At 71.1% G+C, this 20053-nt stretch carries 15 protein-coding genes; 3 read left to right on the top strand and 12 right to left on the bottom strand.

The window, feature by feature from the left end; genetic code table 11:
• Nucleotides 1–40: 40 nt before the first annotated feature.
• Both KY572_RS29050 and KY572_RS29045 read right to left on the bottom strand, forming a co-directional pair.
• Nucleotides 41–1966, bottom strand: a complete 1926-nt coding sequence (locus KY572_RS29050; RefSeq protein ID WP_224246249.1) for an erythromycin esterase family protein — start codon at nucleotides 1964–1966, stop codon at nucleotides 41–43.
• A 41-nt stretch (nucleotides 1967–2007) separates the two neighbouring features.
• The gene (locus KY572_RS29045; RefSeq protein ID WP_224246248.1) at nucleotides 2008–4452 is read right to left on the bottom strand and encodes a ribonuclease H-like domain-containing protein; all 2445 of its coding nucleotides are present in this window, start codon (nucleotides 4450–4452) and stop codon (nucleotides 2008–2010) included.
• 96 nt (nucleotides 4453–4548) lie between these two features.
• On the opposite strand from KY572_RS29045, the gene KY572_RS29040 reads away from it, so the two are divergent.
• Both KY572_RS29040 and KY572_RS29035 read left to right on the top strand, forming a co-directional pair.
• Complete coding sequence (locus KY572_RS29040) at nucleotides 4549–5193, top strand: helix-turn-helix transcriptional regulator (protein WP_224246247.1); 645 nt, start codon at nucleotides 4549–4551, stop codon at nucleotides 5191–5193.
• Between the two features lie 68 nt (nucleotides 5194–5261).
• Complete coding sequence (locus tag KY572_RS29035; protein WP_224246246.1) at nucleotides 5262–7664, top strand: glutamine--tRNA ligase/YqeY domain fusion protein; 2403 nt, start codon at nucleotides 5262–5264, stop codon at nucleotides 7662–7664.
• Between the two features lie 42 nt (nucleotides 7665–7706).
• Here the strand turns inward: KY572_RS29035 and KY572_RS29030 are convergent, their stop codons facing one another.
• The 4 genes from KY572_RS29030 to KY572_RS29015 are packed head-to-tail and all read right to left on the bottom strand — an operon-like array spanning nucleotide 7707 to nucleotide 11624.
• Nucleotides 7707–8372 carry a hypothetical protein gene (locus KY572_RS29030; RefSeq protein ID WP_224246245.1) on the bottom strand — a complete coding sequence of 222 codons (666 nt, stop codon included), beginning with the start codon at nucleotides 8370–8372 and terminating at the stop codon, nucleotides 7707–7709.
• Nucleotides 8366–9430, bottom strand: a complete 1065-nt coding sequence (locus KY572_RS29025; RefSeq protein WP_224246244.1) for a TadE/TadG family type IV pilus assembly protein — start codon at nucleotides 9428–9430, stop codon at nucleotides 8366–8368. Before KY572_RS29025 ends, KY572_RS29030 begins: the two co-directional genes overlap by 7 nt.
• Nucleotides 9430–10884 (bottom strand): pilus assembly protein TadG-related protein, encoded by a 1455-nt coding sequence (locus KY572_RS29020; protein ID WP_317987915.1) that lies wholly within the window; start codon nucleotides 10882–10884, stop codon nucleotides 9430–9432. Before KY572_RS29020 ends, KY572_RS29025 begins: the two co-directional genes overlap by 1 nt.
• A 29-nt stretch (nucleotides 10885–10913) precedes the next feature.
• On the bottom strand, nucleotides 10914–11624 hold the full coding sequence (locus tag KY572_RS29015) for a TadE/TadG family type IV pilus assembly protein (protein WP_317987914.1): 711 nt from the start codon (nucleotides 11622–11624) through the stop codon (nucleotides 10914–10916).
• Between the two features lie 179 nt (nucleotides 11625–11803).
• On the opposite strand from KY572_RS29015, the gene KY572_RS29010 reads away from it, so the two are divergent.
• Nucleotides 11804–12979 carry a hypothetical protein gene (locus KY572_RS29010; RefSeq protein ID WP_224246241.1) on the top strand — a complete coding sequence of 392 codons (1176 nt, stop codon included), beginning with the start codon at nucleotides 11804–11806 and terminating at the stop codon, nucleotides 12977–12979.
• On the opposite strand, the gene KY572_RS29005 is transcribed toward KY572_RS29010, so the two are convergent.
• The 6 genes from KY572_RS29005 to cutA form a co-directional block, all read right to left on the bottom strand.
• The gene (locus KY572_RS29005) at nucleotides 12980–15931 is read right to left on the bottom strand and encodes a protein kinase domain-containing protein (protein WP_224246240.1); all 2952 of its coding nucleotides are present in this window, start codon (nucleotides 15929–15931) and stop codon (nucleotides 12980–12982) included.
• A 6-nt stretch (nucleotides 15932–15937) separates the two neighbouring features.
• Nucleotides 15938–16825 carry a sigma-70 family RNA polymerase sigma factor gene (locus KY572_RS29000; RefSeq protein ID WP_224246239.1) on the bottom strand — a complete coding sequence of 296 codons (888 nt, stop codon included), beginning with the start codon at nucleotides 16823–16825 and terminating at the stop codon, nucleotides 15938–15940.
• A 204-nt stretch (nucleotides 16826–17029) separates the two neighbouring features.
• On the bottom strand, nucleotides 17030–17398 hold the full coding sequence (locus KY572_RS28995; protein ID WP_224246238.1) for a hypothetical protein: 369 nt from the start codon (nucleotides 17396–17398) through the stop codon (nucleotides 17030–17032).
• 37 nt (nucleotides 17399–17435) lie between these two features.
• Nucleotides 17436–18407, bottom strand: coding sequence for a TerC/Alx family metal homeostasis membrane protein (locus KY572_RS28990; RefSeq protein ID WP_224246237.1), 972 nt, complete (start codon nucleotides 18405–18407; stop codon nucleotides 17436–17438).
• Nucleotides 18408–18512: 105 nt separating this feature from the next.
• A complete protein-coding gene (gene cheB, locus KY572_RS28985; protein WP_224246236.1) occupies nucleotides 18513–19592 on the bottom strand; it encodes a chemotaxis-specific protein-glutamate methyltransferase CheB in 1080 nt (359 codons plus the stop codon).
• 127 nt (nucleotides 19593–19719) lie between these two features.
• On the bottom strand, nucleotides 19720–20046 hold the full coding sequence (gene cutA, locus KY572_RS28980; protein ID WP_224246235.1) for a divalent-cation tolerance protein CutA: 327 nt from the start codon (nucleotides 20044–20046) through the stop codon (nucleotides 19720–19722).
• Nucleotides 20047–20053: the final 7 nt, after the last annotated feature.

The following is a 20053-nucleotide window of genomic DNA, read 5'->3' as shown; positions in this document are numbered from 1 at the left end:
GGACTTCGACAACGCCTGACCCACCGCCTCCGCTTCGCTGCTACGGCTGGGGGAGCGGCCGGGCGGGGGTGGTGCGCTCCACGAAGAGCAGCCCGTCATACGCCTCGAGCGGCCGCACGAGGTTCAGCGGATAGCCCTCGTCCGAGTAGACGAAGCCGAGGCTGCGCGTCCGGTGCGTGTGCCGCCACCACTCGTACACGGGGCCTCGCGGCACCGTCCGGAGATCCAGCGCCGCCAGCGACAGGCCCGACGCGCCCAGCATGGCGTCCAGCGTGTCCTCGGGCGCCGGCGGCACGAAGAAGTCCACCATCCCGCGCCGCCCCTCGGCGGGGGACCTGGAGATGTTCCACGCCTGGAAGCCCCCCTGGTGGAACGCGAAGCCGAAGACGTAGAGCTTGCGTCCCAGCTCCCGCGCCAGGTGGCGCCCCATGGGCCACTCCATCCCGTCATCCTGGGTGCGCGTCACGTGCCCGTTGTGGGCCCACACCACGGCCTTCGTTTCCGGGCCCTCGTACTCCATCGCCCAGCGCAGGTTCTCCGCCATGGAGCGATCTCGCACCTCGCGGTTGCCGGACACATGGCGCTCCATGAGCTGGCGCAGCACGCTGGCGGTGTGCCGCATCCGCGCCCACTGCCGCGCGTCCGAGCCACGCACGTACTCCTGCTTCCGCGCATCGAAGCGGGCGAGCACCTCGTCCACGAAGCCGGCCAGCGACTTCTTGTCCTCGGCGGACAGCGTCTGCAGCGTGCGGAACCACTGCTTCTTGTCCGCCAGCGGCGCCAGGCGCTCCTTCACCCGCGAGGCGAAGGGAGCGTCCACCTTCAACAGATACTCGGCCACCGTCTCCACCGCCTTCACCGACCCCTGCATGTCCACGCCGTGGAACGTCAGCTTCCGCGTGTGGCTCGGATCCTCGTTGTAGCGGCGCATCCACCGGATGAGCTCGAGCACCTCCTCGTTGTTCCAGAAGCCCAGGCCCGCGAGCACCTGCGCCGCGTCTCCCTGGCCCGTGAGCACGTACGTGTTGACGGCGTGCGCGTCGGCGACATCCGACTCGATGGCGAAGAGGGTGTAGCCCAGCTCCGTGGCCAGGAACTCCAGCATGCGGTGCTTGAGCTGGAAGAACTCGCGGGTGCCGTGCGTGGCCTCTCCGAGCGCCACCACCTGCACGTCCTGGAGCACCTTCTTCAGCGGCTGCAGGTCCTCGAAGCCGTTGCCCGCCTCCACCGCTCGCAGCGGCAGGGCCTTCTGCTTCACCCACGCGATGGCCGCCTGCCGCTGGGCCGCGTCCGGGCTCTGCTCCAGGCGCAGGTTCAGGGTCAGCCCGGTTGCCTCCACCGTGACGACCTTCGAGGACGGCAGGTAGCCCTTCACCCGGGCGATGACGGCGTACTGGCCCGGCGTCAACGTCACCCGGTAGCGGCCATCAGGGCTGGGCGGGAGGTAGGCGACGTCGTCGTACGGAATGGCCAGCCGCGCGATGCGCACCTCGGCACCGGGCACCGGCGTTCCCGCCTCGTCCCACACCGCGCCTTCGAGGGTAGCGGGGCTGGAGGACAGGCGCAGCTCGACGGGCGGCACCTGCTCCTCGCGCTCACGCGTGACGGCCGGTCCGAAGGCGACGGCACCGCTCGGGGCATACACTCCCACGCTGTACGCGAGGCTCTCGAGCGGGCCCGCCTGGAAGGAGCCATCCGCGCCCGTCTCCACGATGGTCCGTGGCGCGTCCTGCCGGAGGTCCCACGCAGGCGCTCGGGGCGTGAGGCCGACGCGAGCTCCCGCGATGGGCTCGCCCCCGGGCCCCAGCACCTTGCCGGAGAGGACATGCCGGGGCTTTGCCTCGCTCGGAGCGGTGACGGGCGTGGGAGCTGCGGCGGGGCCAGGACTCACGGCGGGCGCCGGAGCGCCAGTAGCGCACCCGAGCCAGAGCGCGAGGAGCAGGCACGAGGGGATGATGCGACGCATTCGAGAGCTCTCCATAAGCGATCTGGGGTCCGTGGGTTGTCTCAGCCTGTTGCGTCCAGAGGGGGCTCGCTCCGCGGGTCGCGGAGCACGGTGAGGACCGGTCGCGCCTGCTCCAGCGAGGGTGGGAAGAGGGAGGGCTGCCCGGGATCCTCGAACACCGTCGCGAAGTCCTCGGGCGTCAGCGCGCGCACCAGCCGGGCCGCGAACGTCTCGCGCAGCAGACGGACGTAGTACTCGACGTCGTAGTCGCGCCGATCGCCCGCGGCTCCATCGTTCGCTCGCAGGGTTGGGCGGACGCTGCCGGTGTCCTCGGCGTCCGGATCGGGCAGCAGGCCCGCGCGTCCTCCCACCGCCCGGTAGACGCGGACGTACTCGCCGACGGCCCACCAGGTCCGCCCGCTCGCCAGCACGGCCTCGTACGGAAGCTCGCGCCGACGCTCGCGCGCGGCGAGGTACTGCTCGGGGGGCTTCGTCAGTCGGACCTGGGACGTCACCTGGTGCGTGGGCAGTGTCCGTCGCCGCAGCGACATCACGGTGGTGACATAGGCCTCCCGGACGCCGGGGATGTCTCCCGCCAGCAGGCAGCGCAGCGCCCGGCGCAGGAAGTCCTCCCCGAAGGGCTCCGCCCGGCTGGAGCGGAACGCCACGCCCTTGAGCACCAGCGGCCCCTCGTAGGGCTGCAGCGCGTAGTTCTTCGACTCGTGCGAGAGCATGGCGGCGTAGCGCCCGTCGAACTCGAGGCGGACCCGGGGGGGCAGCAGCGCCGCGACCTCGGAGACCACCCGGCGCTCGTCGGCCTCTCGCCAGTCCTCCGGTACTGAGAAGTACACGCCGTCCGTGTCGGCCTCCAGCAGCGTGACGCCCCGCGCCGCCAGCTCGCGGCAGAGCAGCCCCAGCACCTCCCGTCCGCGCCGCGTCACCTCGTTGGCCGCATGCACGTCCGCGAAGCGCGTGAGCCCCACCGCGCCCAGGTAGCCATAGGCCGCGTTGACCACGATCTTCATCGCCGCCGAGAGCGCCTCGTGGGTGTGACGCTCCGGTGAGCCGGGGGGGGCGGCCCGTGCTCGCCCCTTGGCCTCCAGCCGCTGCTCCACGAGCCGATCCACCAGCGCCAGCATCGCGCCCAGCCGGTCGCGCTTCGGGCCTATCCGGTACTGGCGCATCAGCGAGGGGTACAGGCTCGCGACGTCTGCCTTCACCACGTGCCGCGCCACGCCCGTGGCGAACAGGTGGAGCGCCGCGCCGCTGTGTGACGTGCCGTCTCCGGGCTCGTGGGCGGGCAGCGCGGCCCCAGAGCGGAGGTAGGCGCGCACCAGGAGCGGATCGAGCACTCCGGTGGCGGGCCCGGCGTCCGCCAGGCGCTCGTAGCGGCGCGGCGCCATGCGGGCCAGCGCGAAGGCGGCTCCTCCGAGCAGGTGCGCCACGCCGCCGGCCTCCGTCACGTCGTCACGGGCGTAGCGACGCACCCGCTCCGGATCGCGGCGGAAGACTTCATGGACGCGGGCGCCCGGGATGTGCTCGCGCTCCGGACCCGCGAGCCCGAAGTGCTTCGCGACGACCTTGAGCCCGTGGCCTGGCAGATCGCGGGACGAGAAGTCGTGCCGCAGCACCGCGTCCAGCGTGTCGATCAGCTCGCGCCCGGGCAGCGTGTACCGCGCGCGGCGCTCGGGCCTGCGCCCAGGCGTTCCCCGATCGAGCGCCGCACCTCGCGCGGCGGGACGCTCCCGCAGGCCTGGTGCTCCGGCGCGTCCCAGCGCGAGCGGGACACTGAGCTCCTTCGCCCGGCGCGCCAGGAATGGCAGGTCGAAGCCGTGCAGGTTGTGGTTCTCGATCACGTCGGGATCGAAGGCGCGCACCCGCTCGACCAGGCGGCGGAGGAGGTCGGCCTCGGCGGCATCGTCCTCGCCATGGGCCTCGAGGATCTCCGTCCTGCCGTCGGGAGCCCGCAGGGCCACGAGGAAGATGCGCTCATGGGAGGGATCGAGCCCCGTGGTCTCCAGATCGAACTGCATGCGGTGCAGCTCGTCGAAGCCGAGCTCGCGGAAGTACGTGCGCCCTGTCGCGATGAGGTACTGCTCCTCCGGTGGCAGCGTGAGCACCGCGTCCGCGCCCAGGTCCTTCAGATGCCCGACCGTCCGGCCGAGGCGCCGCGACGCACCCTGGAGCACGGCCGAGGCCAGCGCTCGCCCGTCGTCCGCCCGGACCAGGTAGCGAAGCGCGCCGGGGCCCTCCAGCTCCTGGTACGTCACCCGCTGTGGGGCCGGGCCGTCGCTCTCGGGGCGGAGCCTGTCACCCAGGTGCGCCAGATTGTCGAGCGAGGAGAGGAGCAGCCAGGGGCGGAAGCGCACGTCGTCCCGGACCAGCTCGCCCGTCTTCGGGATGCGACGCCAGACGAACGCGCGGCCGTCGGGCTCCGCCCACACCGAGACGATGCCCGGCGTGGGATCCCACCCCCAGAGCCACTCGTCCTGCAGCGTGAGCGTCATCGCGGTTCCCAGATGAATGCGTATCACCTGTCTCCGACTTCGATGAGGCCCATCTTGATGACCCGCTGTGTCAGCGGTATGTCAGCAATCGGAACCATGCAACGGACCGAGCGCCTCTTTGCCCTCGCGGAGTACCTGCGAGGTCGCCGCACCGGTGTCACTGCGGAGGTGCTCGCCGAGCGCTTCGGGGTGACCGTCCGGACCATCTACCGCGACCTGGATGCCCTGCGGGCCGCGGCCCTGCCGGTGGGCGCCGAGCGAGGGCCCGGTGGCGGCTATGCCCTGGACCGCAGCTACAGCCTGCCCCCGGTGAACTTCACCGCGCGTGAGGCGGCGCTCCTGGTCGCGCTTGGGCGCTTCGCGATCCAGATGAGGCTGTTGCCGTTCACCGACACCCTGGAGTCGGCGCTCGACAAGGTGCGGGCCGCGCTCTCCACGTCCGCCCAGCGCGAGCTGCTCTCTCGCCTGAAGGAGCTGACGTTCCTCGGCGTGCCGTCGCTGCCGAGCAAGAAGGAGGTCCGCGAGGCCCTCGAGCGAGCGTGGTTCGAGCAGCAGCCGCTGCGCATCACCTACGTGGACGGGAATTTCCTCGAGACCACTCGCGATGTCCGCATCGAGTCGGTGGTCATGGACCGGCATGAGACCCGGCTCGACGCCGTCGACCTGGCCAGGGGCGAGCGCCGCCACTTCCGGTTGGACCGCATCGCGAAGGCCGAGGTGCTACGCCCCCCGGAGCCTTGATCTTTCGTCCTCCAATCAGATGTCAGATTCCAGATTCCTCCCCCCCCGGAATCGGGCATAAATGAGGCATGGCCAAGCCGTCTGCCCACCTGATTCCGAAGCCCGAGGCCCGTCGGGTCGCTCCGAACTTCATCACGGAGATCATCGACGCGGACCTGCAAGCCGGGCGTCACTCCCACGTCGTCACCCGCTTTCCTCCAGAGCCGAACGGATATGCCCACCTGGGGCACTCGTTCGCCAGCTACCTGGATTTCATGACCGCGCTGGACTACGGCGGCGTCTGCCACCTGCGCATGGACGACACCAACCCGGAAGGGGAGACGCAGGAGTACGCGGACAGCATCATTCGCGACATGCAGTGGGTGGGGTGGGACACCTCGCGCCTGTTCTACGCCTCGGACTACTACGAGCAGCTGTACGGGTACGCCGAGCAGCTCATCCGCAAGGGCCTGGCGTACGTGGAGAGCGTCAGCGCCGAGGAGATGGCGCGCCTGCGCGGCACCAAGCTTCAGCCGGGCACCCCCAGCCCGTACCGCAACCGCGGCGTCGAGGAGAACCTCGACATGTTCCGCCGCATGCGCGCCGGGGAGTTCAAGAACGGCGAGCACGCGCTGCGCGCGAAGATCGACCTGGGCCACCCGAACTTCAAGCTGCGCGACCCGGTGCTCTACCGCATCCTCCACGCGTCGCACTACCGGACCGGGAACAAGTGGTGCATCTACCCGATGTACGACTTCGCCCATCCGATCAGCGACGCCATCGAGGGCATCACGCACAGCATGTGCAGCCTGGAGTTCATCGACAACCGGGCCATCTATGACTGGCTGATGGACAACCTCTTCTCGGAGCAGGAGACGGGCAAGACGCCGCCGCGCCAGTACGAGTTCGGCCGGCGCAGCATGGAGTACACGGTCGTCAGCAAGCGCAAGCTGCGGCTGCTGGTGAGCGAGGGCATCGTCCGGGGCTGGGATGATCCGCGCATGCCCACCCTCAGCGCGATGCGCCGGCGTGGCATCACTCCCGAGTCGGTGCGTGCGTTCGCGTCGAAGATCAGCGTGAGCCGCACCAACCGCACCGTGGACCTGGCCATCTTCGAGAACGCCGTCCGTGAGGACCTGAGCGTCCGGGCGCCCCGCGTGATGGCCGTGACGCAGCCTCTGAAGGTCGTCGTCCAGAACCTGGGCGAGGAGCGGGTGCTGAGCCTGCCGTACTGGCCGCAGGACGCGATCGGCGAGAGCACGGACGGGAAGGTGCCGCTCCCCAGCGGCGAGCGCGTGCCGGTCGAGAAGGCCGTGCGCGATGTCCCGCTCACGCGCGAGCTCGTCATCGAGCGCGAGGACTTCAGCGCGAACCCGCCCAAGGGCTTCAAGCGGCTCACGCCTGGCGGGACGGTGCGCCTGCGCGGCGCGGGCATCATCCGCTGCGATGAAGTCGTCGCGGGGCCCGACGGCGAGCCGGCCGAGCTGCGCGTCACGTTGCTGGGCGAGGACGCGAAGGCCAGCGGCGTCATCCACTGGGTGAGCGCCACGCGGGGCGTGAAGGCCGAGTTCCGGCTGTTCGACCGGCTGTTCTCGGTGCCGCATCCCGACAAGAAGGCGCAGCAGTTCGACCCGGAGGAGCCCGGCCACGAGGACGAGACGCAGCCGCTCGACACGGACTTCCTGGACTTCGTGAACCCCCAGAGCATGGTGGTGACGCAAGGGCTGGTGGAGCCGAGCCTCACGCGCGATCCGGCCAGCGCCCGCTACCAGTTCGAGCGCGTCGGGTACTTCTGGCGCGACCCCGTGGACAGCCGCGACGACGCGCTGGTGCTCAACCGCACCATGACGCTCAAGGACACCTGGACCCGGAAGGCGGAGGCCCCCGAGTCCAAGCCGGAGACCCAGGCGCCGCCCAGGCCCAAGGCCGAGAAGAAGCCGGAGGCCGCGGCGCCCGTCCGCCCGGCGCTCGATGCCGCGCAGGAGGCCACGTCCGAGCGCCTGCGCAAGCAGGGCGTCACCGAGAACGATGCGCACCTGCTGGCCCGTGAGCCGCAGCTCGCCGCTTACCTCGAGGGTGTGCAGGGCAAGCAGCTCGCGGACCTCGTGCCGTGGGTCGTGAACGATCTGTCCGCGGCCATCCGCGAGGGCACCAACCGCGTGGGCGTGAAGGAGCTCGCGGCGCTCGTGGCGCTGATCGCGGAGGGCGGCATCAGCGCCCGCATCGCCAAGGACGTGCTCGCGGAGGCGCAGGCGTCCGGCGAGGCGCCCGCGACCATCGTGGAGCGCAAGGGGCTGCGCGTCGTCAGCGACGAGGGCCAGCTGCGCGCCGCCATCCAGACCGTGCTGGATGCCAACCCAGGGAAGGTCGCGGAGTACCGGGGCGGAAAGAAGGGCCTGACCGGCTTCTTCACCGGTCAGGTCATGCGCGCCACGAACGGCCAGGCGGACGCGAAGGCCGTCGCGCGGCTCCTGAACGAGATGCTGGGTTAGGGCCTACGGCGTGGCCGACGGTATCTCGCCAGGAGGGACGCGTCAGCGCGGGCCCGAGGGCAGGGCTTCCGTGGAGGTCCTCTGGAAGAGGACCACGTGCACCCAGCCCCCGTTCTGGGAGAGCGACACGCGCAGCTCCTGCTCCTGCCGGCGGAAGACGAGGGGAGTCTCCTCCTGGTACCCGGCGCGGGTGAGCTGCTCGCGGTACCAGCTCTCGACCTGCGCCTGCTTCGCGACCACCTGGTAGGCCACGGTCCGCGCGCCCTCGAAGTCCCCGTGCAGGGGCTTGCTGGCACCGGGGTACATGGGGAGCGAGGCCGGCGCGGCGGGGGGCAGCGGCTCGTTGAGCTTCGCCTCGCCCAGCACCACCGTCGTCAGTCCTCCGGGCTCGGGCTCGAGGATGACCGTGTAGGCGATGAAGGTCCGCGTATCCAGCGCGGTGAGGTGCGGCTGGGCGGAGAACTGCCGCTGCTCGCGCTGGAGGTAGAAGCCCGCCCGGTCGAAGGCCGTGGCGAAGTGCTGGAGCAGCTGCTGCACGCTCAGCCTCGAGCTGTAGACCTCCAGGCGGATGGGCATGCCGGCCACGTTCATCCTGCCGGGCACCTCCAGCCGGGACACCATCTCCGGCACCTGCCAGCGGAAGGGCTGAGGGGGCTGCCCGGGCGCCGCGGCCAGCAGCAGCTGAAGGGTGAGGAGCGTGCTCAGCATCCCTGTATCCCCAGGAAGCATGCGTTGGACGGACGGCGGAAGGGCGAGGGCTCGTGGTCCGGGCCTCCCGTGTTGCGGGGCCGGTCCATCTCGTCCTCCTCCTCGCCCGGAGGCGTGGTGCGCTCGATGTAGTCGTCCTCCTCGCCGCGATAGCTCATGAAGAAGCCGCTCTCGTTGATGGGGCTGTAGCCGGCGAAGAACCTCGCGAAGTCGGAGGCCGCGCGCCCCGCGGAGCGGCCGGTGTTGGAGAACACCTTCATCGCCGCGAAGTAGAAGGTCCGGTTCTCGGGGCAGGGCACATCCGGCTGCTCGGGCTGGAGGGGGCAGTGTCCGGCCACGTCTTCATCGGTGAAGCCGAAGTCTCCCAGCAGGATGCCGTAGCGGCCCTTGCAGACCCCATTCTGGGCCCGGCCCACCGAGCACATCGTCATCTCCAGCGGCACGGAGTGCTGCACCTGGAAGAGGCCTCCGGTGCCCTCCAGGAAGGAGGTGGGCAGCGTGGACAGCCCCTCGAGGTGGGCCTGCGCCGCGCAGCTCATCCCGCCCACGTTCTCGTAGATGCCATCGAGCGGGCTGTCCGTGGGGGCGCCCACGTCCTGCCCGGGCGGAGCGTCTGGAAAGTTTCCAGGCCGTGGCTCGAGCAGGTCCGGGCGCTCGCCCCGAGGCAAGTCGAAGAACACCTCGGGATCCTCGGTGCACTGGACCTGCAGGCCATCCATCCGGGTGAAGACCTGGGTGATGTGGTTGGTCTGGCTCGAGGAGGTGGAGCTGCGGCCGTCGAAGTCCCGGAAGCGCACGCCGGCGTGCGCCTGCACCGAGGGCGCGATGTTGGGGAAGGCGGTGAAGTCGCCGATCGAGTCCTGCTGGTCCCTCATCCGGTGCACCCGGAGCGCCGTGCTGTCCCAGAGCGGAGAGACGGCCGCCTGGGGCACCTGGAGCGACAGGTAGCCCACCTCGGCGAAGTGGATGCCGAACATCACCACGGTGACGAAGACGATCAGGCCGATGGCCAGCTCCACCACGGACTGGCCGCGAGCGGCTCGCCAGGAAGCGCGCATCAGTGCACCCCCTTGTAGCCAGCGGAGATGAGCTGCCGGAAGGCCTCGGCCGCGGGCCCGCCCACCGTGTCCGGCACGTCCGTGCCGCCGCGCCTCAGGTCTCCCGCCTTGTCGATGTCCGCGGAGACCAGGGTGGCGCGCCAGAAGGGGTTCCACAGGTTGGGCGCCTCGTTCCAGTGCCCGGGCCGGTGGTAGTAGGCCAGCCCGGTGCCCAGCGCCGACTGCACGCTGATGTCCGTGCCATTCGCCAGCGTCCAGCCGTGGTTGTCGAAGCGGCCGTTGGACTCGGGGGTGAAGCGGAAGTGGAAGAAGAACTCCCACGGATCGCTGCGCAGGCCCCGCTTGCGGTAGTCGCGCCGGGCGAGCGCGAAGAGCTTCGGCTCGGCATAGAGGTTGTCGGCCGAGTGGTCGCTCGTGTTGTACGTCATGCCGCCGATGAACGTGTTGGGGCAGTACTCGCGCGGCCAGCAGGAGATGAGCGTGTGCCGGTACTGCTTCTCCATGCCGGGATCCGCGTCACCCAGCAGGGGAGTGGCGGGGGTCCACCAGTGGTTGTCCGTCTCGTCCTCCTTGTCGGTGGCCTTCACGCCCGCGGTGGCCTGCACCGTGAAGGTGGGGCAGCCGGGGAAGGACACCTCCACCAGCGCGTGATCCTCCGCCCAGGTGAACCAGGTCGCATCCGCCCGCCCGCCGTGGCCCAGCTCCTTGCCCCAGTACGCGCTGCCACCGCCCTCGACGACGCGCAGCCGGCCTCCGGCCGCCCCCAGCGCGCCCAGGATGCCCCCGCTGCCCGTCATGGCGGGGATGCCCTGGCGCTCGGTGAGGAAGTGGTAGCCCCGGGTGGCCATGGCCATGTCCAGGGCGTAGCCGGCGCCTCCGCTGGTGGCCTGCACCAGCTCGTTCACCGAGACGGGCGTGGGCCCCGCGTGCAGCTCGTCCGGGAAGCGGCCGTCCTTGCTCGCCATGGCCGCCATCTTCGCGGTGAAGGACTTCTGCTCGCCGGAGACGGACTCCTTGAGGCGCTCGAACATCTGGCCCTGCATGCCCCCCAGGTGGCCGCCCAGCAGCTGGATGTTGTAGGCCTGCACGCCGGCCGCGGCGTCCAGCTCGTGCCACTTCTTCTCGATCTGTTCGTTCTTCTCGTCCAGGGCCTCCAGCGCGGTGGCGGCGGCGGGGCACCCGTTGGCCGCCATGCGAGCGGCGTTCAGGTTCGCGCGCAGCATGCTCGTCCAGCTGATGAGGCTCATCACCGAGGAGATGGCCACCAGCTGCCCGGTCTGGGCGCGCCGCATGAGGGCCACGCTGTTGAACGTGCGCGCGGTGGCCACCGCGCCGCTGTAGGCCGCCAGGTCCGCCACGTTCTGCGTCTCCATCTTCTCGCGCAGCTTCATGGAGAACGACAGCGTGAGGCAGACCATCAGCGTGACGAGCAGCAGCGTCAGGCAGAAGAGCACCAGCGATTGTCCGTGGGGGCGCGGGGGGCTCATAGTCCGAGGGGCGTGGGAGGGCAGTTCTGGGTGGCGAATTCCGAGATGCGGGCCGGAGTCATCATCCGCATCGTGTAGGTGGCCTGGAGCGGGAAGACGTACTCCTTGCGGCTCGTGCGCTCGAGCAGCTCCTTCTGGATGGCGGCGTCGAGCGAGGGCGTCACCTTGCCGCTCCAGTGCGCCTGGTGCGCGGGCTGGAGCGGGTCCACGGCGTCGTAGTCGAGCAGTCCCAGGTGGGCCAGGAACATGCGGCTGAGGACCCAGTTGGCGAAGGGGATGCGCATCGGGTACCAGAACACCAGCCGCACTTCCAACCGCACCACGTCCGCCAGCGAGGTGTAGCGCGCCGGGTCGTCGAAGGTCTCCTCCTCGTCCGGGGGGATCTCCTCCCGCCGCGGGCGCTCCCGGGCCAGCCACACGATGCTGCCGGTGTGGCCCTGATCCCAGGCCGGGTTGAAGACGTTGTCCCGGTGGACGCGGAAGGCGGTGCCGAGCGCCTCCGGCGAGTCGGTGCGAGCGAAGGAGGGGAGCAGCGCCGCGATGGCCGTGTGCGTCATGGCCTCGCAGCTGCCGTGCTTGACGCTGCCCGTGCGCACGGCGCGGAAGGCGGCGTACTGCGTCAACGCCCGGGCCTGGAGCAGCACGAAGAGCTGGATCGTCCCGAGGATGAGGAAGACCGTCAGCGGCAGCGTGAGTGCTGCCTCCACCGCAGCTTGACCCGTCTCCTTACCCGAGCAGGGCGTCCTCGTTCGCGGCATGGCGGCGTATTTAGAGCCTTCCTTGGAAAAGTGACTCCAGGGGTCGTGCCGCCCGCGCGCGGTGCCAGAGGGGGGGTGTTCAATGGCGGACACTTCCGATCTGTAGCCGTATTGTGCCAGATCCAGCCATGTCCCTGAAGCCTCCTTCGCGTCGCGGAAGCATCCTGCGAGTCGTGTTGTGGCTGGTGAGCCTCGTCGTGCTCCTGGGGACAGCCACGCTCGTGCTGCTGGATTGGGGGCTTCGCCAGGAGTACGAGCCCGCGCTCGGCCAGCACCGGCATGACGTCTCCCGCTCCATCGACTTCTTCTGTGAGCAGCAGGAGCTGCTCGCGAAGGACCCCTGGTTCCACGAGCCTCGGACCGAGGGCGATGCGAGCCCCCTGTTGAGCAGGTGGCTGCCCTGGGGCCCCAGGCCCGGGCTGCCCCGTGGGTCGCCTCTCGACATTCCCTCGCACCTGCCGCGGCTGGACTCGGAGTTCAAGGACTGGCTCACGTCGCAGGTCGATGTCTCCTCCCTGGACTTCGAGTGGATGCGCAGGCTCCAGGCGTATGACCGGTGGGACATCTTGCGGAACACGCCCTTCGTGCTGCCGGAGCGGGTCGACTGGCTGGCGACGCCCTTGCCGAACCTGGGCTGGCTGCGGCGCTGGTCGCAGTTCCGGCTGATGCATGGCCTGCGCACGGGCCAGCCGGTGGAGGCCGCCAAGGACGTGCGCCACCTGGCCTGGATGGCCTACCGCTCGGATACGATCTTCGGAGGGCTGGTGGCGGCACAGCTGCTCCGCCTCGAGCGCGAGGCCTACGACTCCTTGAAGGAGCCTCCGTCGGAGTGGCGCCCCATGAGCCACGAGCAGGTGGCGCGGATGACCGCCATCATCGGGACCAGCGATGCCTTCTCGAGCATCGCCTCTCCCGCGCAGGTGGCGAAGCGGGCTCGCCACTGTGGCGCTCCCGCGGTGGGTGGCTGCATCGGACTGGCGGAGGCTTCCATCCCGCTGAAGTACCTGCGGCCCCTGGCGGAGGACTCCTACCGCGAGGCCTATGTCGCGCACGCGGAGGATCTCGCGGAGATGTCCTGCGCCACCTCCACGGCCCGGATCTTCTGGGAGCGGGGCAGGACCCTCGACGACAGTCTCACGGGAGGACCTTCGACGCGGCCCCGGTGGATGGACTTCGTCCCTGCCTCCTATGCGCGGAAGTATCAGGCGGGGTGGTTGATCACTGTCGGTGCGTCGAGGCTCGGGCTGCTCGAGGGCTTCCAGAGAGACCTCGCGGCCGGGCGCTTCCAGACCGGGAGGCCCTGATCAGGGCACGTGCCGCGCGAGCCAGTCCTCCAGCGTCTTCCGGAACCTGGGCGCGGCCGGAGCCGTGTCGGGGATCAGGCCCTGCGCTTCGGTGGCCAGCTTCACGGCCTGGTGACGGTCGCCACCGGAGTCCCACAGCGCCTGGGCCAGGAGGAAGCGCGCCAGTGCCCCCATCTCGGGCGGCATGGGCGTGTGCTTCCGGTCGGCGACGAGCTGGGACAGCGGCGCCACGGCCTCCTTGGGGCGACGCAGCTCCATGTAGGCCCGTCCGAGATCCATCCGCGTGTGCATCCACATGCCGCGCACGTCCTCCGGCAGGGCGTCCTGGATGGCTGCGGCGCGATCGAGCCGCGGGAGGGCCTCCGCGACACGGCCCTGCGCCTGTAGGACGGTGGCCAGCTCGAGCAGCATGACGACGAGGGTTGGGTGCTCGGGGCCCAGCTTCCGCTCCAGGCTCGAGATGGCGTCGGTGATGAGCCGCTCCGCCTCGGCGGGCCGGCCGGCGTGTCCCAGGGCGGAGGCGATGTTGGTGCGCAGCACCGCGGTCTCGGAGCTCTCCTCGCTTCCGCTCCCCTCGAGCAGCTGGAGGGCTCGCTCCATCAGGGGCACCACCTCGTCCTGTGCCCGGTTCTGGGCGAGCCGGGCGATGGCCAGCGTGTTGAGCGGGGTGACGAGCCGCTGGTGCTTCGGGCCGAGCGAGCGCTCCAGCAGCGCCAGGGACTGGGTGGCGAGCCGCTCGGACTCGGCGAACCCGCCCTGGAGCCAGTGCAGCCCGGCAAGCTCCGCCAGGGCCATGCCCACCTCGGGGTGCTCCGGCCCCAGCGCGCGCTCGCGCAGCGCCTGGGCTCGCTGTCCCAGGCCGATGGCCTCCTTGCGCCCCTGAACCGCCTGGGCCCCGCTCAGCTCCAGGAGGACATCCGCCACCTCCAGGCTCTCCGGGCCCAGGGTGTGCTCCAGCAGCTCCAGGGCATGGTGGTGCTGCGCCTCCGCCTCGCTGTAGCGGCCCTGGGCGTAGAGGACTCGCCCCTGGTTGACGTGCAGCCGCGCGCGCAGCGCATCGTCCCCGCCCAGGCGGACGAGGGCGGCGTCCGCGCGCTCGTGCCAGCGACGTGCGAGCGCGAACTGCTCGAAGCGTGCACCGGAGAGGCGGACCGCCAGTGTCCACGCGCGCGCGGCCACCCGATCGTGTCGTCCGGCCTCGGCGGCCCAGAGGCAGTCGAAGAGGGCCTCCTCCGCGCCTCGATAGTCCCCCGCCTCCTCGCGGAGCTCCGCCACGGCCAGCAGCCCCTCCGCGGTGCCCGCCCGATCTCCCTGCTTGCGTGCCGCTTCCGCCGCGGGCGCGGCGATGGCCAGCGCTTCCGTGTACCGGCCGGCGGCCTCCAGGGCCCGCGCTCGCACCACCGCCTCTCGCAGCGCGTTGGAGGGCACGGCCTCGCGGCCTGACGCCGCCACCTCCGAGCAGCCCGAGGGCGGGGGCAGGGACTCCACGGCCCGAAGGGCCCGGCCCACCACGTCCGTGTCCGCCTGGGCCAGCACCTGCGTCAGCGCGGCCACCTCCGCCAGCCGTCCGTCCAGGCAGCGCATCCGCTCGCCCCGGAGCTCCTCCGCGCGCGGCGCTCCCGTTCGGGCCTCCTCGCAGGCGCTCGTGCGCGTCGTCACCCACGCGGCGGTGTACGCGTCCAGCGAGCGCCGCACTCGCGCCCACGCGGTAGCGGCGAAGGGACGTCCGGTGTCGAGGAAGGCCTTCTCCACGGCCTGCTGCCGGGGCACGTCCCAGACGCCGGACAGCGCGCGCTCGGCGGAGCTCGCGCAGGCTCGGGCCTGGTGGGTGTTCAAGAGCTGGGTGGCCACCACCGCGCCCAGCAGGAGCACCAATCCTCCGCTCCACTGGAGCCACTTGTGGCGCCGCACCGCGGGATCCGCGTGGAGTGCGGCCAGCAGCGCCTCGATGGAAGCGTGGCGCCGCGCGGGCTCCGCCTCCAGGCCCTGCAGCACCACGCGCTGGAGCCAGGACGGCACGGAGGTGCCTCGCGGGACGGGGCGCACCTGGCCCGCGCGCACCTCGGTGGCCAGCTCCGACGCCCTGGAGCCCGCGAAAGGGCGCTCGCCGAAGAGGGCCTCATATAAGGATACGCAGAGGCTGAACTGATCACTGCGAGCATCCGCGACGCCTCTGCCCGAGAGCTGCTCGGGCGCCATGTAGGCCGGAGTGCCGCCCGCCACGCTCGGCAGCTCCTCGCCGGACTCTCCGGGCACGAGGGTGCGCGCGAGGCCGAAGTCCGTCACCCGCACCCGGCCGTCCCGGCCCACGAGCAGGTTCTCCGGCTTGATGTCTCCATGGACGAGCCCCACGGCGTGGGCGGCGGCCAGTCCGCGCGCGGCCTCCACGAAGGCGTCGCGCACCTCGCGCCAGGAGCGGGGGGCCTCGCGCAGCCACTGTCGCAGCGTCCGCGCCTCGACCAGCTCCATGGCGAGAAACACCTGCTCGCCGAAGGTGCCCACGTCGTAGATGGGCACCACGTGCGGATGGGAGACGCGCGCCATGGCCTGGGCTTCTCGCTGCAGGTGGGCACGGCCCTCGGTGGCCTGCAGCCCGAGCGCTCCGGTGCGCAGCAGCTTGAGGGCCACCCGTCGGTCCAGCTCGGGATCGTAGGCCGCGTACACCACCCCCATGCCCCCGGAGCCGAGCCGCTCCAGCACCAGGTAGCGCCCCACCGCCGTGCCTCGGGTGAGGAGCGCGCCCTCGGACGCCGCGGCCGGGAGTGTCTCGCGCTCGGAGTCCGGAGCGCTGCCTGCCTCCACCGGTGGGGGAGACTGGGCCTGGAGCGCCTGGGCCATCATGCGTCGGCACGGCGGGCAGGCATCCAGGTGCGCGTCCACCTCCGCGGCCCGGTCCGGCGGCAGGCCTCCGAGCATCAACGCCATGAAGGTGGCTTCGTCCAGGCAGCGCATGGGGGTTCAGTCGAGCCGGGAGCGCAGCAGCCGGCTGAGGTTGACGTCGAGCTGGCTGGAGATCAGGCGCAGCACGCTGTCGAGCTGGGAGTGGGTGAGGCGCAGGCGCTCGGTGAGCACGCGACGGGTCTCCTCGAGGAGCGACTCCTGGGCGGACACGGCCCAGCGGGCCGCGGTGGCGCGGTGCACGCCGTACAGCGCCCCGAGCTCGTCGATGCTCAGGCCGTCCAGGTACTTGAGGCGCAGCACGTTGCGCTGCCGGGGCGCGAGCGCGGAGAGGGCCTGGGCGAAGGCGGCGCTGAACTCGGCGCGGTAGGTCGTCTTCAGGTGGGCCAGCTCCGGGTCATCTCCGGGCTCGACGAGGAAGGGGAGGGCCGAGTCATCCTCGTGCGATTCGCTGGCGTTGCGGCGCTGCAGGTCCAGCGCGAGCCACAGCGCGGCGGCGCGGACCCAGCCGTTGAGGGGCCCGGTGCCCGGGTAGGCGGCGAGCTTCGCGGGCGCGTCCGGAGTGGCCACGAGCATCTTCTGGCGGAACTGCTGGCGCACCTCGTCGAGCACGGAGGCGGGCAGCTTCATGCGGGCGACGGCCACATCCACCTCCGGGAGGAAGCGGGACTCGAAGGCCGCCAGGGCGGCCGGCACGCGCTGGGCGCAGGCACAGGCGAGGTAGAAGTCACCCAGGTGGAAGTGCTCGAGGGACTCGGGGAAGCCCTCCGCGGGCAGGTGCCGGGCGAGGTGCGCGACGAAGCGGGCGCCGTCGAGCTCCACGCCAGGCCAGGCGGCGCGGGCGGTGTCGAGCGCACGGGCCAGCCGTGCCTCCAGGCTCGGGAGGGACTCGGAGGGGGCGGCGCCCTCGCGGGCACCAAGGAAGGGTTGAGCGAGATGCTGCGGCATGACGCCGGCCTCCAGGCGGGAGAGGGCCCATCACAACACATGGGGGTTCAGGCCACGTCTGAAGGGCGCCGCCGTGGGGGGGCTTCATCGTCGTTCTCCTGGGGGCCACGCACGGTCTGCCCCGGCTCTCGAGGGAAGGAGCGGAAGCGCCCCTCCCTGATAGGAGAACGATCCACGGCGGAGGATGTCGCACGCCGGCTGCGTTCAGGGCAGCAGGCCGGGGATGGTGCCTCCGGGCCGGGCCTCGATGTGGTAGCGCACCGCGGGCGGCGGGGGACCACAGGCCGGCCCCGAGCCGATGACGGGCACCCCGTACGCCCAGCCCAGGGGCTCGGGCCCGCCATACGCCGTCACGCGCTCCGGGAAGCCCGCCACCTCGGGCTCCACGGGAGCGAGCGGGGGCGCGTCCTCGCCCAGGACGATGCCCTCGGGGATCAGCTCGGGGTGGGCCTCGGGCCGCATGGCCGCCTCGATGCGCTCGCTGCCCTCATCACGCACCTCCCGGGAGCCCGTGGCGCACGCCACCAGCAGGCTCGCGGTCAGCACCCCCGCGCTCAGCATCCCGTGCCTCATGACTCTCTTCATAGCGCGCCTCGGGGCTCTGTGCCGCTCAGGCGGGGACCTCACGTCCAGGCCCTGGCCCCTTCCGCTGCCGCTCCAGGCGACGCTGCCGGGCCCGGGAGCGAAGGCTCGCGATGACGGCCACGCCGATGCTCACGAGGATGACCACCACCGAGGCGAGCGGCGGCACATGCAGCACGCTGTCGGGGATGATCATCTTCAGGCCCGCGAAGGCGAGGACCGCGGCGAGCCCGTAGTGCAGGTAGCGCAATTCCGAGATGACGTGCGCCAGCGCGATGTAGAGGGCCCGCAGGCCGAGGATGGCGAAGACGTTCGAGGTGTAGACGATGAACGGCTCATGGCTCACCGCCAGCGCCGCGGGCACCGAGTCCACGGCGAAGGCGATGTCGGTGAGCTCGATGGCGAGCAGCCCCACCAGCAGGGGCGTCGCCAGCAGCCGGCCTCCGCGCCGGACGAGGAAGTGCGAGCCCTCCACCGCGGGGTGCAGCGGAATCCGCTTGGCCAGCCACTCCACCACCGTGCTCTTCTGCTTTCGCGACGGATCCTCGCGAGCCACCCGGATGGCGGTGATGAGCAGGATGGCGCCGAACACGTAGACCACGGCGTGCCAGCGCTCGATGGCCTCCACGCCGAGCAGGATGAAGAGGCCTCGGAACACCAGCGCCCCGAAGATGCCCCAGAAGAGCACCCGCCGCTGCTCGGCCTCGGGGATGCTGAGGCTGCGGAAGATGACGAGGAAGATGAAGAGGTTGTCCAGGCTCAGGCTCTTCTCGATGAGCCAGGCGCCCAGGTACTCATGGGCCGCGCGCGAGCCGTAGGCCCTCCAGACGAACACGCTGAAGCCCAGCCCGAGCGCGATCCACCCCAGGCTCCAGGCGATGGCGCTGCGCTTCGACTCGCCGTGCCGCCCGCGATGGGCCAGCAGATCGACCACGAGCAGGCCCAGGGCCAGCCCGGCGAAGGCGATCCATCCGGAGACTGGAACCTGAATCGCGTCCATCTTCCACCAGTCCTGTCCCGAGTGCCGGGACGTTGGGTGGAAGGTATGCATGGGGGCGCGCTCGCCTGTCCCCCCGCTCGGTCCTCGGGAGGGCGGACAGCCGCCTCAGCCCACCAGCGGCTCCGCGGCGAGCGCCCGGTTGACGCGGCGGATGATCTCCGCGCCCAGGTTCTTCAGCGGCACCACATGGTGGGCCAGTCCCGCCTCGAGCACGGCCTGGGGCATGCTCCCCACCACGCAGGTGGCGGGATCCTGGACGATGATGCGGCCTCCGGCCTGGCTCACCACCTGGCACCCCTTCATCCCGTCCTTCCCCATCCCCGTCATCACCACCGCCAGCACGCCGGCTCCGTAGACCGTGGCGGCGGACCGGAAGAGCACATCCACCGCCGGGCGGCAGGAGTTCTCCATCGGCCCCCGGTTCGTGCTCAGCTTCACCAGCGGCCCCTCGCGCACGAGCGCCAGGTGGTAGTCCCCAGGGGCCACCCACACCTGGCCGGCCCGCACCTGCTCTCCCGCCACGGCCTCGCGCACCTGCAGCGGCGTCAGCGTGTCCAGGCGCTCGGCGAACAGCTTGGTGAAGACGGGCGGCATGTGCTGGGTGATGAGCACCGGCACCGGGAAGTCCGCGGGCAGCGCCGCGATGACCTCGTTCAGCATGTTGGGCCCGCCCGTGGAAGCGCCGATCACCACCACCCCGATGCGCGCCTGCCGCTGCGGGGGCCTGGCCAGCTCGTGCCGCTTGCGCGGCGGGATGATCTTCGGCGGCTCGGGCTGGATGCGCGAGTGCAGCTCGCGGATCTTCGTCACCAGCTGCTGCCGGGCCTGCTCCAGGAAGGGCACGCCGCCCGCGGTGGTGGGCTTGGTGATGTAGTCGCTCGCGCCGTGGGCCAGCGCGTCCAGCGTGAGGTTGCCGGTGCTCGCCGCCAGCGCGCTGAAGATGAGCACCGGCAGGCGCGGGAACTGCCGGCGCAGCTCCTTGAGCACCTCCAGCCCGCTCATGTCCTGCAGCGACAGCTCCAGCACGATGACCTCCGGCTGCAGCTTCGCCGTCTGCTCCAGCGCCACGCGCCCGGTGGGCGACAGCGCCACCACCTCCAGGCCCGGCTCGGACGAGAGCATCTGGGAGAGCTCCCTCCGGGCGACCGCGGAACTGTCCGCCACGAGGATTCGGATGGGAGCCATGGAGGGGGAGGTAAAACCTGGGAGGTGGGCCGCGCACCCAGCCTAGCCCGAGCACGCACCCTCAGAGAACCCGCTTCAGGGGCCAACCCCGTGAGTCACATCTGACTCGCCCTGCGCCCTGGGTTTTTCAGGGGGAAGGGCGGGTGTTGTCCCGAATCCACTCCAGGTAGGGCAGGTGCCCGCCGGCCACGTCGAGCCGCAGCACCTCGGGCACCTGGTACGGGTGCAGGGCGACGATGCGCTCGCGGAGCGCGTCGAAGAGGGAGGCGCGCGTCTTGAGGATGAGGAGCGCCTCGGGCTCGTCGTGCACCTTGCCCTCCCAGCGGTAGATGGAGCGCAGGGCGGGGAGGATGTTGCCGCAGGCGGCCAGGTTCTCCTCGACGAGCGTGCGCGCCAGCTCGGCGGCCTTGTCGGCCGAGGGCGTGGTGACGAGGACGACGATGGCGTCAGTCATGGGTCAG

The sequence above is a fragment of the Hyalangium gracile genome (genome assembly GCF_020103725.1).
Taxonomy (GTDB): Bacteria; Myxococcota; Myxococcia; order Myxococcales; family Myxococcaceae; genus Hyalangium; species Hyalangium gracile.
Note: the sequence above shows the minus strand (reverse complement) of the source record. Positions and strands in the feature narration are given on the sequence as shown.